Annotated in this window: 14 protein-coding genes; 12 read left to right on the top strand and 2 right to left on the bottom strand. The window is 68.1% G+C overall.

The window, feature by feature from the left end:
* The first annotated feature begins 176 nt into the window (after positions 1-176).
* The 8 genes from pdhA to KHC27_RS13275 all read left to right on the top strand — a co-directional run bounded on the left by pdhA (position 177) and on the right by KHC27_RS13275 (position 7,844).
* Complete coding sequence (gene pdhA, locus KHC27_RS13310; protein WP_213339856.1) at positions 177-1,247, top strand: pyruvate dehydrogenase (acetyl-transferring) E1 component subunit alpha; 1,071 nt, start codon at positions 177-179, stop codon at positions 1,245-1,247.
* A 20-nt stretch (positions 1,248-1,267) separates the two neighbouring features.
* Positions 1,268-1,576, top strand: coding sequence for a hypothetical protein (locus tag KHC27_RS13305; protein WP_213339855.1), 309 nt, complete (start codon positions 1,268-1,270; stop codon positions 1,574-1,576).
* Positions 1,577-1,601: 25 nt separating this feature from the next.
* Complete coding sequence (locus KHC27_RS13300) at positions 1,602-3,023, top strand: pyruvate dehydrogenase complex E1 component subunit beta (protein ID WP_213339854.1); 1,422 nt, start codon at positions 1,602-1,604, stop codon at positions 3,021-3,023.
* 13 nt (positions 3,024-3,036) lie between these two features.
* Positions 3,037-4,425 (top strand): pyruvate dehydrogenase complex dihydrolipoamide acetyltransferase, encoded by a 1,389-nt coding sequence (locus tag KHC27_RS13295; protein WP_213339853.1) that lies wholly within the window; start codon positions 3,037-3,039, stop codon positions 4,423-4,425.
* A gap of 105 nt (positions 4,426-4,530) precedes the next feature.
* Entirely contained in the window at positions 4,531-5,952 is a 1,422-nt protein-coding gene (gene lpdA / locus KHC27_RS13290) for a dihydrolipoyl dehydrogenase (protein ID WP_213339852.1), read from the top strand.
* Between the two features lie 30 nt (positions 5,953-5,982).
* Positions 5,983-6,261: a GlsB/YeaQ/YmgE family stress response membrane protein gene (locus KHC27_RS13285; RefSeq protein ID WP_213339851.1), complete on the top strand. Its 279-nt coding sequence runs from the start codon at positions 5,983-5,985 to the stop codon at positions 6,259-6,261.
* Positions 6,262-6,382: 121 nt separating this feature from the next.
* Positions 6,383-7,369, top strand: a complete 987-nt coding sequence (lipA, locus tag KHC27_RS13280; RefSeq protein ID WP_213339850.1) for a lipoyl synthase — start codon at positions 6,383-6,385, stop codon at positions 7,367-7,369.
* Positions 7,370-7,373: 4 nt separating this feature from the next.
* Positions 7,374-7,844: a type II toxin-antitoxin system RatA family toxin gene (locus KHC27_RS13275; RefSeq protein WP_213339849.1), complete on the top strand. Its 471-nt coding sequence runs from the start codon at positions 7,374-7,376 to the stop codon at positions 7,842-7,844.
* Positions 7,845-7,874: 30 nt separating this feature from the next.
* Here KHC27_RS13275 and KHC27_RS13270 read toward each other — a convergent pair whose 3' ends face one another.
* Together KHC27_RS13270 and KHC27_RS13265 are read right to left on the bottom strand one after the other, a co-directional pair.
* A complete protein-coding gene (locus tag KHC27_RS13270) occupies positions 7,875-8,363 on the bottom strand; it encodes a CinA family protein (RefSeq protein ID WP_213339848.1) in 489 nt (162 codons plus the stop codon).
* Positions 8,364-8,393: 30 nt separating this feature from the next.
* Positions 8,394-9,566 (bottom strand): bifunctional 2-C-methyl-D-erythritol 4-phosphate cytidylyltransferase/2-C-methyl-D-erythritol 2,4-cyclodiphosphate synthase, encoded by a 1,173-nt coding sequence (locus tag KHC27_RS13265; RefSeq protein ID WP_213339952.1) that lies wholly within the window; start codon positions 9,564-9,566, stop codon positions 8,394-8,396.
* A gap of 305 nt (positions 9,567-9,871) precedes the next feature.
* Here KHC27_RS13265 and dusB point away from each other — a divergent pair, with 305 nt between their 5' ends.
* From dusB to KHC27_RS13245, 4 genes are all read left to right on the top strand, one after another.
* Entirely contained in the window at positions 9,872-10,825 is a 954-nt protein-coding gene (gene dusB, locus KHC27_RS13260; protein WP_246519924.1) for a tRNA dihydrouridine synthase DusB, read from the top strand.
* Entirely contained in the window at positions 10,822-11,949 is a 1,128-nt protein-coding gene (locus KHC27_RS13255) for a two-component system sensor histidine kinase NtrB (protein WP_213339847.1), read from the top strand. The genes dusB and KHC27_RS13255 overlap by 4 nt, the downstream gene beginning before the upstream one ends.
* 8 nt (positions 11,950-11,957) lie before the next feature.
* Complete coding sequence (gene ntrC / locus KHC27_RS13250) at positions 11,958-13,403, top strand: nitrogen regulation protein NR(I) (RefSeq protein WP_213339846.1); 1,446 nt, start codon at positions 11,958-11,960, stop codon at positions 13,401-13,403.
* 189 nt (positions 13,404-13,592) lie between these two features.
* On the top strand, positions 13,593-15,872 hold the full coding sequence (locus KHC27_RS13245; protein ID WP_213339845.1) for a sensor histidine kinase NtrY-like: 2,280 nt from the start codon (positions 13,593-13,595) through the stop codon (positions 15,870-15,872).
* Positions 15,873-15,883: the final 11 nt, after the last annotated feature.

Genomic DNA, 15,883 nt, shown 5'->3' with positions numbered 1-15,883 from the left:
AATGAGTTAACTTGTATCGAGTTCATTCTGACATTTAACTGAAATCGAGTTCACGGACAAAAACCATTGCGTCCGCAGCATGTTGTGCGGTGCAGCATTGCGTTCCGGGCGTAGCGCAGGGCGCTGAATTGCGCTAGAACGCTGCGAAATCGGCACACGATGTGGGGACGCTCCGTATGGCTCTCGCCGCGAAGAAGCCTGCCGCCGGCACTATCGCCGCCGGAAAGCCCGCCGCTCAGAAGGCGCTGGCGCGCCGTTCCGAGAAGGCCGGCGCCAAGACCATCGCTGAGTTCAGCAAAGCCGAGGAGCTTGCCGCCTATCGCGAGATGCTGGCGATCCGCCGCTTCGAGGAGAAGGCCGGCCAGATGTACGGCATGGGCCTCATCGGCGGCTTCTGCCACCTCTATATCGGCCAGGAGGCCGTGGTGGTCGGCATGCAGCTGGCGCTGCAGCCGGGCGATCAGGTCATCACCGGCTACCGCGACCACGGCCACATGCTGGCCTGCGGCATGGACCCCAAGGGCGTCATGGCCGAGCTCACCGGCCGCCGTGGCGGCTATTCCAAGGGCAAGGGCGGCTCGATGCACATGTTCAGCGTCGAGAAGGGCTTCTTCGGCGGCCACGGCATCGTCGGCGCCCAGGTATCGCTCGGCACCGGCCTCGCCTTCGCCGACGCCTACCGCCAGAACGGCAATGTATGCCTCACCTATTTCGGCGACGGCGCCGCCAATCAGGGTCAGGTCTACGAGAGCTTCAACATGGCGGAGCTGTGGAAGCTCCCCGTGGTCTACATCATCGAGAACAACAAATACGCCATGGGCACCGCGGTCAGCCGCGCCTCGGCCCAGACCGATTTCTCCCGCCGCGGCGCCTCCTTCAACATTCCCGGCGAGCAGGTCGACGGCATGGATGTGCGCGCGGTGAAGGCGGCGGGCGAGCGGGCGGTGGAATTCGCCCGTTCCGGCAAGGGCCCCTACATCCTTGAGATGCTGACCTATCGCTACCGCGGTCACTCCATGTCGGACCCGGCGAAGTACCGCTCCAAGGAAGAGGTGCAGAAGATGCGCACCGAGCACGACCCGATCGAGCAGGTGCGCAACCGTCTCCTCGAAAAGGGCTGGGCCACCGAGGACGACCTCAAGGCGATCGACGCCGAGATCCGCGAGACCATGAACGCCGCCGCCGACTTCGCCAGCAGCGACCCCGAGCCCGACGTCTCCGAGCTCTACACCGACATCCTGCGCTGACGCGCGGGCAGGGGCGGGCCATGCTGGCGGGGCTGTTCTGGGTGTTGCTGGTGGCGGGCGGCTCCGCGATGGCGGTGCTGTGGGTGCTCGCCGCCCGCGAGGGGCTTGCGCTGCTGCGCGCCGCCCCGCCCGCCGAGCGCCGCCCCGGGCGCTGGCTTCTGGTGCCCTTCTTTCCCTTTGCGCTGTCCGGCCTTCCCAATGCGGAACCGAAGGCCGGGTGGTTCAACAAGATGCTCGTCGCACTTTTCGCCGCCTTTCTCATCACCGCCTCTTCGGCGGCCGTTTACAGCAATCTGACGTTCGTGCCGCCGGCACAAACGCATCAGTGACGCGCGATCTCGAGGGAACGCCGCCATGCCGGTCGAAATTCTCATGCCCGCCCTGTCTCCGACCATGGAGAAGGGCAATCTTGCCAAGTGGATCAAGAAGGAAGGCGACGCCGTGAAGTCCGGCGACGTCATCGCCGAGATCGAGACCGACAAGGCCACCATGGAGGTGGAGGCGGTCGACGAGGGCACGCTCGGCAAGATCCTCGTGCCCGAGGGCACCCAGGATGTGGCGGTGAACACCCCCATCGCGGTGATCCTCGCCGATGGCGAGAGCGCGGGCGCCATCGCCGACCCCGCCGCCTCCGCCAAGGCGGCGGAATCGGCCCCGCCGGTCGCGGCGGCGCCGCTGGAGCCCTCGCCGGTCGCCGCCAGCGCGCCGGCCGCCCCGGCGGTGGTGAATTCCGCCGTCGCCAGCCCGCCCCAGCCGGCGGCCCTGCCGGAGCCCGACGTCCCGGAAGGCACCGAGATGGTCACCCAGACCATGCGCGAGGCGCTGCGCGACGCCATGGCCGAGGAGATGCGCCGCGACGGCGACGTCTTCATCATGGGCGAGGAGGTCGCCGAATATCAGGGCGCCTACAAAATCACCCAGGGCCTGCTGCAGGAATTCGGCGCCCGCCGCGTCATCGACACCCCGATCACCGAGCACGGCTTCGCCGGCGTCGGCGTCGGTGCCGCCATGGCGGGGCTGAAGCCGATCGTCGAGTTCATGACCTTCAACTTCGCCATGCAGGCGATCGACCAGATCATCAACTCGGCGGCCAAGACCCACTACATGTCGGGCGGCCAGATCGGCTGTTCCATCGTGTTCCGTGGCCCGAACGGCGCCGCCGCCCGCGTCGCCGCCCAGCACAGCCAGGATTATACCGCCTGGTACAGCCACATCCCCGGGCTCAAGGTGGTGGCGCCCTACACCGCGGCGGACGCGAAGGGCCTGCTCAAGGCCGCGATCCGCGACCCCAACCCGGTGATCTTCCTCGAAAACGAGATTCTCTACGGGCACTCCTCGCCGGTGCCGAAGCTCGACGACTTCATCGTCCCGCTCGGCAAGGCGAAGATCGCGCGGCCCGGCGCCGACGTCACCCTGGTGGCGTGGTCGATCGGCATGAGCTACGCGCTGAAGGCGGCGGAGGAGCTGTCGAAGAAGGGCATCGAGGCGGAGGTCATCGACCTGCGCACCATCCGCCCGCTCGACATCGACACCGTCATCGCCTCGGTGAAGAAGACCGGGCGCTGCGTGACGGTGGAAGAGGGCTGGCCGCAGTCCGGTGTCGGCGCCGAGATCGTCGCCCAGCTCGTGGAGAAGGCGTTCGACTATCTCGACGCCCCGGTGCTGCGCGTCACCGGCAAGGACGTGCCGATGCCCTACGCCGCCAATCTCGAAAAGCTCGCGCTGCCCAACGTCCAGGAAGTCGTGGACGCGGCGCGGGCGGTCACCTATCGCTGAGCGGGAGATCGCCATGCCCATCGAGATCCTGATGCCGGCCCTGTCTCCGACCATGGAGAAGGGCAACCTCGCCAAATGGCTGAAGAAGGAAGGCGACAAGGTCGCCCCCGGTGACGTGATCGCCGAGATCGAGACCGACAAGGCGACCATGGAGGTCGAGGCGATCGACGAGGGGACGCTGGCGAAGATCCTGGTGCCGGAAGGCACGGCGGATGTGCCGGTGAACCAGCTCATCGCCGTGCTCGCCGCCGATGGCGAGGATGTCGGCGCGGTCGCCTCCGGCGGCGGCGCCGCCAAGGCCGCACCCGCTGTCGAGGCGCCCAAGGCCGAGGCTCCCAAGGCCGAAGCGCCGAAAGCGGAGCCGACCCCTGCCGCGCCTGCCGCCCCCGCGCCGGCGTCTCCCGCCGCGGCTCCGGCTCCCGCCGCGAACGGCGCCCGGGTCTTCGCCTCGCCGCTCGCCCGCCGCCTCGCCAGGGACAAGGGCGTCGACCTCTCGGGCGTGAAGGGCTCCGGCCCGCATGGCCGCATCGTCGCCGCCGATATCGCCGCCGCCACCCCGGGCGCGGCGAAGCCCGCGACGGCCGCCGCGCCAGCGGCTTCGGCTCCGGCCGCCGCTCCCAAGCCGGCACCGGCGCCCGCCCCCGCGCCTTCCGCCAGCGCGGTGCTGGAGCAGGCCAAGGCCTATTACGACGCCGGCACCTACACCGAGGTGCCGCTCGACGCCATGCGCCGCGTCATCGCCCAGCGCATGACCGAGGCCCGGCAGACCGTGCCGACCTTCTACCTCACCGTCGACTGCGACGTCGACGCGCTGCTGAAGCTGCGCGAGGAGCTGAACAGGTCGGCCCCCGAGCGCGACGGCAAGCCCGCCTACAAGCTTTCGGTCAACGACTTCGTCATCAAGGCCTATGCGCTCGCCTTCCAGGCGGTGCCGGATGCCAACATGGTGTGGGGCGGCGACCGCTACCTCAAGCTGAAGCACTCCGACATCGGCGTCGCGGTGGCGATCGACGGCGGCAAGGGCCTGCTGACGCCCATCATCCGCAAGGCCGAGACCAAGACCCTGTCGGCGATCTCCAACGAGACCCGCGACCTCGCGCTGCGCGCCCGCAACAAGAAGCTGGCGCCGAACGAATACCAGGGCGGCTCCTCGGCGATCTCCAATCTCGGCATGTTCGGGATGAAGGACTTCACCGCCATCATCAACCCGCCCCACGCCACCATCCTGGCCGTCGGCGCCAGCGAGCAGCGGGCGGTGGTGAAGGGCGGCCAGCTCGCCGTCGCCACCCAGATGACGGTGACGCTGTCCTGCGACCACCGCGTGCTCGACGGCGCGCTCGGCGCGCAGCTTCTGAGCGCCTTCAAGAGCATCGTCGAGAAGCCGATGTCGATGCTGGTCTGACCGGCCGGTTTCCGGCCGGAATCGGACACATCGTCCACCTCACCGCACCGACTGGCCGGACGCCGAGCGCCCGGCCGCACCGCTCCGCAACGACGGAACCGCGCCATGGCCGACACCTCCTATGACGTCCTCATCATCGGTTCGGGCCCCGGCGGCTATGTCGCCGCGATCCGTGCCGCCCAGCTCGGGCTGAAAGTCGGCGTCGTCGAGCGCCAGTACATGGGTGGAATCTGCCCGAACTGGGGCTGCATCCCGGCGAAAGCGCTGCTCCGCTCGGCGGAAATCTTCCATTACATCGAACATGCCCGCGATTACGGCCTGGTCGCGGAAAAGTTCGGCGTCGACATTGCCGGGGTGGTGAAGCGCTCGCGCGGGATCGCCGCGCAGATGAGCAACGGCGTCGGATTCCTGTTGAAAAAGAACAAGGTAGACGTGATCTGGGGGCAGGCGACGATCACCGCCCCCGGCAAGGTCTCGGTCACCGCGCCGGTGGAGCCGGGCCCCAAGGGGGCGCTGCCGCCGGGCGAGTATTCGGCGAAAAGCATCATCGTCGCCACCGGCGCCCGGCCCCGCGTGCTGCCCGGCATCGAGCCGGACAAGAAGCTGATCTGGACCTATTTCGAGGCGCTGGCGCCGGCAAACGTGCCGAAATCGCTGCTGATCATGGGATCGGGCGCGATCGGGGTCGAATTCGCCTCGTTCTACAAGGCGATGGGTTCCGACGTCACCATCGTCGAGCTGCTGCCGCAGATCCTCCCCGTCGAGGACGAGGAGATCGCCGGTCTCGCCCGTAAGCGCTTTGAAAAGCAGGGAATCCGCATCCTCACCGGCGCCAAGGTGGCGAAAGTGACCAAGGGCGCGGACAATGTCACCGCCACGGTCGAGACCGCGGACGGCAAGAGCCAGTCCATCACCGCCGACCGGCTGATCGCCGCCGTGGGCGTGGTCGGCAACATCGAGAATCTCGGCCTCGAAGCGCTCGGCGTGAAGACCGACCGCGGCTGCGTGGTGGTGGATGGGCTGTGCCGCACCAATGTGCCGGGCATCTACGCCATTGGCGACGTCGCCGGCCCCCCCATGCTGGCCCACAAGGCCGAGCATGAAGGCGTCATCTGCATCGAAGGCATCGCCGGCCTGCACGCCCACCCGATGGACAAGCTGAAAATCCCCGGCTGCACCTACTGCATGCCGCAGGTCGCCTCGGTCGGGCTCACCGAGAAGAGGGCGCGGGAAGCCGGCTACGACATCAAGGTTGGCCGATTCCCCTTTATCGGCAATGGCAAGGCGGTCGCGCTCGGCGAGGCGGACGGGCTGGTCAAGACCATCTTCGACGCCAAGACCGGGCAGCTTCTCGGTGCCCATCTCATCGGCGCCGAGGTCACCGAGCTGATCCAGGGCTTCGTTCTGGCGATGAATCTCGAGACCACCGAGGAAGACCTCATCAACGCGGTCTTCCCGCACCCCACCGTTTCTGAAACGATGCACGAGAGCGTGCTCGCCGCCTATGGGCGCGCCATCCACATGTGACCGGGCATGCCCCGCTAGGCAGGATCGGCCATGGAAGGCGAGACCTACGCAGCCCTGAACCAGCCCGGCGTCGGCTGGCTGTCGATGATCATCATCGGCCTCATCGCCGGCTGGCTGGCGGAAAAGGTGACGGAGAGCCAGCATGGACTCTTCGCCAACCTCTTTTTCGGACTGATCGGGGCGTTTCTCGGCAAATATCTCGCCGAGATGGCATCGGTTCCGATTTTCGGCTTCTTCCGCACCCTGATCGCCGCCACGATCGGCGCCATCATCGTGCTGTTCCTGTGGCGGAAGATCCGCGGCCGGTAGACCCGGCATGCGCCCCATACGCATCTCCTGCGACGGTTCGAGGCTTCCGTTGCGGCCTAGCGAGGGTTAATTACAGGCGATCCGGGCCGGGCCCGCGCCTCGTGCAGCGAGCGGAAAGCGAATGGTCGTCGTCGTCAACACCCTCAACCGCGCACTCGAAAAGCCGCGCCACCCCGAAAAGGCCAAGCGCGTCGAGACCCCGGTGCTGAAGAAGCCGGACTGGATCCGCGTGCGCGCGCCCGGCACGCCCGGCTGGGCGGAAACCGCGGAAATCGTGCGCGCCAACGGCCTCGTCACCGTGTGCGAAGAGGCGAGCTGCCCCAATATCGGCGAGTGCTGGCAGAAGAAGCACGCCACCTTCATGATCATGGGCGACACCTGCACGCGCGCCTGCTCCTTCTGCAACGTGCGCACCGGCATGCCGGGGCCGCTCGACCAGGACGAGCCGCAGAAGGTGGCGGACGCGGTGGCGAAGCTCGGGCTGGAGCATGTCGTGGTGACGTCGGTCGATCGCGACGACCTGGCCGACGGTGGCGCCGAGCACTTCGCCCGCACCATCCGCGCCATCCGCGCCGCGACCCCCGGCACCACGATCGAGGTGCTGACGCCGGATTTCCTGCGCAAGGACGGGGCGCTGGAGCGCGTCGTTGCGGCGCGGCCGGACGTGTTCAACCACAATCTCGAATGCGTGCCCTCGCTCTATCTCACGGTGCGGCCCGGGGCGCGCTATTTTCATTCGCTGCGGCTGCTGCAGCGGGTGAAGGAGCTGGACGGCTCGATCTTCACCAAGTCCGGCATCATGGTCGGGCTCGGCGAGGAGCGGAACGAGGTGCTGCAGCTGATGGACGACCTGCGCTCCGCCGAGGTCGACTTCATGACCATCGGCCAGTATCTCCAGCCGACCCGCAAGCATCACGAGGTGAAGGCCTTCGTGACGCCGGATGCGTTCAAATCCTATGAGGCCATCGCCTATGCCAAAGGCTTTCTGATGGTGTCGTCGAGCCCGCTGACACGCTCCTCGCACCATGCGGGTGAAGACTTTGCGCGGCTTCGGGCGGCCCGGGAAGCCCGGCGCGGCGTCTCCACGATCTCGGTGCAGCCGGCCTGACCTCATGCCCTCCTTTCGTAACAGCCGGCGCGTCCGCCATTCGCCGGGCGACATGTTCGACCTCGTAGCCGATGTGGAGCGCTACCCGGAATTCGTGCCGCTGTGCGAGCAGCTTCACGTCCGCCGCCGGGTGGCGAGCGGGGAGGGCGTCGATATTCTCGTCGCCGACATGACGGTGGCCTACAAGGTGTTCCGCGAATCGTTCACCAGCCGGGTGACGCTGGACCGGCCACGCCGTGTCATCGTGGTGGAGTATCTCGACGGGCCCTTCAGCCGGCTCGAAAACCGCTGGTCGTTCAAGGACCTGCCGGATGGCGGCTGCGAGGTCGAGTTCTACATCTCCTACGAATTTCGCTCGCGTACGCTCGGCATGCTGATGGGCGCGATGTTCGATGCCGCCTTCCGCCGCTTTGCCGAGGCGTTCGAGCGGCGGGCGGACGAGGTGTATGGCCGGAAGGGCGCGCCGGCGAGCTGATGCGCCCTTCCGGCAGAGCGGAGGGTGGCGTCAGCGGGCGAGCTGTTCCAGCATTGCCAGCGCCGCCAGCACCGAGAGCCGCCGCACCCCGGCGCGGTCCTCGCCGGCGAACACCTCCCGCCGCTCGATCAGCCTGCCGTCCCGCGTCGCCGCGGCGAAATGCACCAGCCCGACCGGCTTTTCCGCGGAGCCTCCGCCGGGGCCGGCGATGCCGGTGATCGAGACGCCGAGGTTGGTGCCCGCAGCCCTCAGGAGGCCCGCCACCATCTCCCGCGCGGTTTCCGCGCTCACCGCGCCATGCGCCTCCAGGGTCGCGGCGCTCACCCCGAGCACGGCCATCTTGGCGGCGTTGGAATAGGTGACGAAGGCGCGGTCGACCACGTCGGACGAGCCCGCGATTCCGGTGAGGGCGCCGCTCACCAGCCCCCCGGTGCAGGATTCCGCGGTCGCCACGGTCCAGCCCCGCCCACGGCACAGCGCGAGAACGCGGGTGGCGGCGGCGTCGATCTCCTCATCCATGCAAGCCTCCATCCTGCAAGCGTCGTGGCGTCAGGCATCGCGCCAGGGCAGGCGCACCGTGGCAGTGGCGAGGGCGGCGATGCCCTCGCGCCGCCCGGTGAAGCCAAGCTGTTCGCTGGTCGTGGCCTTGACGCTGACCCGCGTCACCGGCACGCCCGCGATCTCGGCAATCCGCGCGCGCATGGCCTCGCGATGGGGTCCGATCTTGGGTGCCTCGCACACGATGGTCGTGTCGAGATGGGCAATGACGCCATCTTCGGCCCGCACCAGTCCGACCGCATGGGCGAGGAAGCGATCGGATGCCGCCCCCTTCCACTGCGGATCGGACGGCGGGAAGTGCTTGCCGATGTCGGCAGCACCGATCGTGCCGAGGAGGGCGTCGGTCAGCGCATGCAGCACGACGTCGGCGTCGGAGTGGCCGGATAGCCCGAAGCCGTGGGGAATGGCGATGCCGCCCAGCATCACATGGTCCCCCGGAGCAAAGGCGTGGACGTCATACCCCGTGGCGGAGCGGATGTCGGCCAGGGTGAGGGCGATCTGGCGTTCGGCCTCCACGAAATCCTCCGGGGTGGTCAGCTTGATGTTGGCGGCGTCGCCATCGAATCCGAACACCGCGTGCCCGGCCGCCTCGGCCACGGCGGCATCATCGGTGAGATCCGTGTCGGCGCAGGCGCGGTGCGCGTCGAGGATAAGGGGAAAGCGGAAGGACTGCGGCGTCTGTACCCGCCGCAGCCGGGCCCGATCCGGACCGGCACCCAGCGCGCCGTCCGGCCCGAAGGTCTTCATCGTGTCCGTGACGATCAGCGTGGGGATGGCCGCGCCGTGGGCGAGGGCGGCGTCGATCGCCCGTCCGATCAGTGCGATCGAGACGAATGGGCGGGCGGCGTCATGGATCAGCACCACATCCGGCGGATCGGCGGCGAGCGCTTCGAGACCCGCGCGCACCGAGGCCTGCCGGGTCGCTCCACCGGCGACGGGTGGAGCGAGGCGGGGCAGGCCGGCACAGGCCCGGCGGCAGGCTTCGGCATCGTCGGGATGGATGACGAGCTGTACGCGGCGCAGGCGAGGTGCCTGCACGAAGCGCTCCAGGGTGCGACGGAGCATCGGCACCCCGCCGATCGCCCGTAGCTGCTTGGGTACGTCGCCGCCGGCGCGGGTGCCACGCCCCGCCGCGACGACGACCACGTCGGTAATGATGCTCATGCCCTGCCGGTCATCACGCTGTATCCAACGGGCTGCCGATGTGGCCGATATGCGCCCGGCGGCCATGCCGGGTGCCCGTATCGCTTGCCCTGACGCTTCGTTTAGCGCAAAAGCGGTCTGTATATGCAAGTTTTGCATTCGACCTAAACAGGGCTTGATGCGGGATTGATCTGGCTATTATATGGGCACAGCCGCCTTGGCTTATTTGTTGTGCACCGAGTGATCACCGCTTGATCCGCGCTGACGTCCATCGCCACCTTGACCTCGGCGCCGTCCGGCTGCCGAACCCGGTCGTGCTCGCGCCGATGGCGGGCATAACGGACGCGCCGCTCCGCCGCATGGCGGCGCGGTTCGGCGCGGGGATGGTGGTTTCCGAAATGGTCGCCGGCGACGCCCTGCTCCGTGGCCACGCCGAGACCGTGGTGCGGGCGGAGGGGGCCGGGCTGGACTTCCACGCCATTCAGCTCGCCGGCAACGAGCCCGCCGCCATGGCGGAGGCGGCCCGCCTCGTGGAAGCCGCCGGCGCCGGCCTCATCGACATCAACATGGGGTGCCCCGCCAAGCGGGTGACCACGGGTCTCGCCGGCTCGGCCCTGCTGCGCGACCTCGACCTCGCCACCCGCATCATCGCCGCGGTGGTCGGCGCCGTCTCGGTTCCGGTCACACTGAAGACCCGGCTCGGTTGGGATGGCACCGCCATGGTCGCCCCGGAGCTGGCGCGCCGCGCCGAGGATATCGGGGTGCGGCTGGTGACGATCCATGGGCGCACCCGCTGCCAGTTCTATACCGGCCACGCCGACTGGGAGGCGATCCGCGCCGTCAGCGACGCCGTCTCGATCCCGGTGATCGCCAATGGCGATCTGGTCCGCGCCGAGGACGCGCCTGCCATGCTGGCGGCCTCCGGAGCGGCCGGGGTGATGATCGGCCGCGGCGCGCAGGGGCGGCCCTGGTTTCCGGGCCAGGTCGCCGCCCGCCTCGCGCACGGAACCCTCCCGGCCGACCCCGATCTTGCCACCCAGCGCGACGTTCTGCTGGAGCTCTACGAGGGTTGGCTCGGCCATTACGGCCGCGACCTCGGGGCGCGCACGGCCCGCAAGCACATCGGTTGGGCGCTCGAGGCGGCGGCGGTCTCCGCCGGTCGGCCGGGCGAGGATGCCCGGCGCTGGCGCTCCCGGCTTCTGGTTCTCGACGACCCCACTGGCGTGAAGGCTGGCATCCGCGAGGCCTTCGACGATCTGTCATGGAGATACGCAGCATGAGGTCGGCGAAACCCGATCGACCGACACCGGAACGCGCCGCTCTTTCGGACGCGATCATGAACGCGCTGCCCCATCCGGTGGTCACGGTGGCGGCAGACGACCGTATCGTCGATGCCAATGTCGCCGCCGAGGCCTTCTTCGAGGTGAGCCTTGCGGTGCTGGCGCGGCACAGGCTGCACGAATTCGTGCCCTTCGGCAGTCCGCTGCTGCCGCTGGTCGAGCAGGTGCGGGCGCGCGGCGCCGCCGTCAACGAATATCGTGTCGACCTTGGCACGCCGCGCAACGGCGGCGAGCGGATCGTCGACATCCATGTCGCGCCGTTGTCGGAGTCGCCGGGACATGTCGTCATCATGCTCCAGGAGCGCACGATCGCCGACAAGATGGACCGGCAGCTGACCCATCGCGGCGCGGCGCGTTCGGTCACGGCGCTCGCTTCCATGCTGGCCCACGAAATCAAGAACCCGCTTTCGGGCATCCGCGGCGCGGCGCAGCTTCTGGAGCTGTCCGCCAGCGACGACGACCGCTCCCTGACCCGGCTCATCACCGACGAGGCCGACCGCATCGTGAAGCTGGTCGACCGGATGGAGGTGTTCTCCGACGAGCGCCCGGTTGACCGGGCGCCGGTCAATATCCACGCCGTGCTGGAGCATGTGCGCACGCTGGCCTCGTCCGGCTTTGCCCGGCACATCCGCTTCGTCGAGGAGTATGATCCCTCGCTGCCGCCAGTCCTCGCCAACCGCGACCAGCTCGTCCAGGTCTTCCTCAACCTGGTCAAGAACGCCGCCGAGGCCGTGGGCGATGCGCCGGACGGCGAAATCCAGCTCACCACGGCTTTCCGGCCCGGCGTGCGCCTCACCGTGCCCGGCTCGACCACCCGGGTGAGCCTGCCGCTGGAATTCTGCGTGAAGGACAACGGCCCCGGCGTGCCCGAGGACCTCATGCCCCATCTGTTCGACCCCTTCGTCACCACCAAGCCGACCGGCACCGGCCTCGGCCTCGCCCTCGTCGCCAAGATCGTCGGCGACCATGGCGGCATCATCGAGTGCGACAGCCAACCCCGCCGCACCACCTTCCGTGTCCTCATGCCCATGTATCGCGGCGCCCGCGACGCCGAGCACAACTGAGAGCCGCCATGCCGACGGGATCCATTCTTGTTGCCGACGACGACGCGGCCATCCGCACCGTCCTCAATCAGGCCCTTTCCCGCGCGGGCTACGAGGTGCGCTCCTGCGGCAACGCCGCGACGCTCTGGCGGTGGGTGAGCCAGGGCGACGGCGACCTCGTCATCACCGATGTGGTGATGCCCGATGAGAACGCCTTCGACCTGCTGCCGCGCATCAAGAAGGTGCGCCCCGACCTGCCGGTCATCGTCATGAGCGCGCAGAATACCTTCATGACGGCGATCCGCGCCTCCGAACGCGGAGCCTATGAGTATCTGCCCAAGCCCTTCGACCTGAAGGAGCTGATCGCCATCGTCGGGCGCGCGCTTTCCGAGCCGAAAAAGCCGGAGGCGGCGCTGAGGAGCCAGGGGGATGAGGCAGACGCCATCCCGCTGGTGGGCCGCTCCCCGGCCATGCAGGACATCTACCGGGTGCTTGCCCGGCTGATGCAGACCGACCTCACGGTGATGATCACCGGCGAGTCCGGCACCGGCAAGGAGCTGGTCGCCCGGGCGCTGCACGACTATGGCAAACGCCGCAACGGACCCTTCGTCGCCATCAACATGGCCGCGATTCCGCGTGACCTCATCGAGTCCGAGCTGTTCGGCCACGAGAAGGGGGCCTTCACCGGCGCCAATTCCCGCAGCGCCGGCCGGTTCGAGCAGGCCGAAAGCGGTACGCTGTTCCTCGACGAAATCGGCGACATGCCGATGGAGGCGCAGACCCGCCTGCTGCGCGTGCTGCAGCAGGGCGAATACACCACGGTAGGCGGCCGCACCGCGATCAAGACCGACGTGCGCATCGTCGCCGCCACCAACAAGGACCTGCGAATCCTCATCCAGCAGGGGCTCTTCCGCGAGGATCTGTTCTTCCGGCTCAATGTGGTGCCGCTCCGGCTGCCGCCGCTGCGCGAGCGCACAGAGGACGTGCCGGACCTCGTGCGCCACTTCTTCCTGCAGGCTGAGCGGGAGGGCCTGCCGCGCAAGCAGATCGACGCCGCGGCGCTGGACCGGCTCAAGCGCTACCGCTGGCCGGGCAATGTGCGCGAGCTGGAGAACCTGATCCGCCGCCTTGCCGCGCTCTACCCGCAGGAAATCATCACCGCGTCGATCATTGAGGCGGAGCTTGCCACGCCGGTGAACACCGCGGCGCCGGAGGAAGTGGCGGGCGACGAGACCCTGGCCTCGTCGGTCGAGCGCCATCTCAACACCTATTTCGGCGGCTTTGGCGAGCTGCTGCCGCCGCCGGGCCTCTATCACCGCATCCTGAAGGACGTCGAGTACCCGCTTCTCTCGGCCGCCCTGGCCGCGACGCGCGGCAACCAGATCAAGGCCGCCGAACTGCTCGGCCTCAACCGCAACACGCTGCGCAAGAAGATCCGCGATCTCGACATCCAGATAATCCGCACGAGCCGCTGAGCGGCTTTCCCGTGGACCTTGTGAAGCGGGGCCGCTCGCTTCACAAGGTCGTGCGATCGATCTGCCAGCTCCCGGCGTCCCCAGAAATTGGCTGCCGGTTCGCATCCATGTCACATTTTTGCACCAGTGTCGTCGCACTGCATCAGTGCCGGACGCTTCCTTTCGATTCGTCCCGACACAGGGTGCTGCATGGCCGAGGCCGAAACCCCGGAAAAATTTGACCGCGACGCCCTGGATTTCGGGATGTCCGGCTTCCGCTTCTCGGCGTGGGGCATGCTCGCTCCCTTCGCGGTTCTGCTCGCCCTCATTGTCGCGCTCGTCAGCTTCATCGTGCTGATCGGCATCACGCCGCTCGTGCCGTCGCAGGAAGTCGTGGTCACCGTGCTGTGCATCAACGGCGCGATGTCGCTGCTGTTGATCGCCATCATCGGGCGCGAGATCTTCCGCATCGTGAAGGCGCGGCGACGGGGCAGGGCGGCGGCGCGGCTGCATGTGCGCGTGGTGGCCCTGTTCGGGGTCGTCGCGGTCGTGCCGGCGATCCTGGTGGCGCTATTGGCGAGCGTGACGCTCGACCGCGGCCTCGACCGATGGTTCTCGGTGCGCACCCGCGCCATCGTCGACAATGCCGTGTCGGTCGCGCAGACCTATGTGCGCGAGCATGCCTATTCCATCCGCGGCGACATTCTGGGCATGGCGCGCGATCTGCAGCGCATTCGCCCACTGTGGGACCAGGACCGCAGCCGCTTCCGCCAGGCGCTGACGGCTCAGGCGGCGCTGCGCGGCCTGCCGGCCGCCATGGTCATTCAGCGCGACCTCACCGTGGTGGACCGCGCGACCATACGGGTCGGCCGCGAGTTCGTGGTGCCGGCCAACCTCGCGGTCAAGGACGCGACCGAGGATCAACCGCTGATCTACCTGCCCAACGAAGCGGATTTCGTCGGGGCGGTGATTCCGCTGAAGGACTTCGACAACCTCTTTCTCTACGTCGCCCGCCCCATCGACCCTAAGGTGATCCAGTACCTCACGGAAACCCGTGCCGCCGTGGCGGACTACCGTAGCCTCGAGCAGCGCCGCATCGGCGTACAGGTGGCGTTCGCGCTGCTCTACGCGGTCATTTCGCTGACGGTGCTGCTGTCGGCGGTGTGGCTCGGCATTCACTTCGCCAACCGGCTGGTGGCGCCGATCCGTCGGCTCATCGGCGCGGCGGACCTGGTCGCTGCCGGCAATCTCTATGTCGAGGTGCCGGTCCGGAGGTCGGAGGGCGATCTGTCGAGCCTTGCGGAAACCTTCAACAAGATGACCCAGGAGTTGCGCACCCAGCGCGACGACATCGTCAAGGCGCGCGACCAGATCGACAGCCGCCGCCGTTTCACCGAGGCGGTGCTTTCGGGCGTCGGCGCGGGGGTGATCGGCCTCGACGCCGGCGGCTGCATCTCCATCATCAATCGCCCGGCGGAAAAGCTCCTCGGTCTGCAGGAGAGCGACGCGCTCGGCAAGGAACTCGGCAGCGTCATCCCGGAGATCGCGCCGATGATCGCCGAGGCGAAGCAGAACGGCCAGCGTTCCCCCCAGGGAAACGTCACCGTCAACCGGCACGGCCGCGACCGCATGCTGGCGGTACGCTTCACCACCGAGCAGTCGCGCGAGGGTGACAGCGGGTGGGTCGTCACCCTCGACGACATCACCGAACTCGTCATGGCGCAGCGCTCTTCGGCCTGGGCTGACGTGGCCCGGCGCATTGCTCATGAGATCAAGAACCCGCTTACTCCGATCCAGCTTTCGGCGGAGCGGCTGCGGCGGCGTTACGGCAAGGTGATCGGCGAGGACCGCGAGGTGTTCGACCAGTGCACCAGCACGATCATCCGTCAGGTCGGCGATATCGGCCGCATGGTGGACGAGTTCTCCTCCTTCGCCCGCATGCCGAAGCCCGTGGCCGAACTGCAGGACCTCGGCGAGACGGTGCGGCAGGTGGTGTTCCTCATGCGCGTCGGCAACCCGGAAATCACCATCGACTGTGAGCTGCCGGACCATCCTATCGAGGCGAAATTCGACCGCCGCCTGATCTCGCAGGCGTTGACCAACATCATCAAGAACGCGACCGAGGCGATCGCCGCGGTGCCGCCGGAGGAGCAGACGGGTCCGCCACGCATCCTCGTGCGTACCCATGCCCAGGGCGAGCCGCTGCTGGGCGGCACCGCGACCATCGACATCATCGACAACGGCAAGGGACTACCGGCCGAAAACCGGGCCCGGCTGCTCGAACCCTATGTGACGACGCGGGAGAAGGGCACCGGCCTTGGACTCGCGATCGTGGGAAAGATCATGGAAGAGCACGGCGGCGGGATCGATCTCGACGATTCCCCCGAAGGCCGCGGTGCGTGGATTCGATTGCGGATGGCGCTCGACGGCGGGCCCTCGGCAGTGACAACGACAGGCGACCGCGGCCCACAGCCGGCCCGGGTCGGATAGGAGAGACGGAC

The organism is Ancylobacter lacus (genome assembly GCF_018390635.1).
Classification (GTDB): Bacteria; Pseudomonadota; Alphaproteobacteria; order Rhizobiales; family Xanthobacteraceae; genus Ancylobacter; species Ancylobacter lacus.
This window is presented reverse-complemented; position numbering and strand designations above follow the sequence as displayed.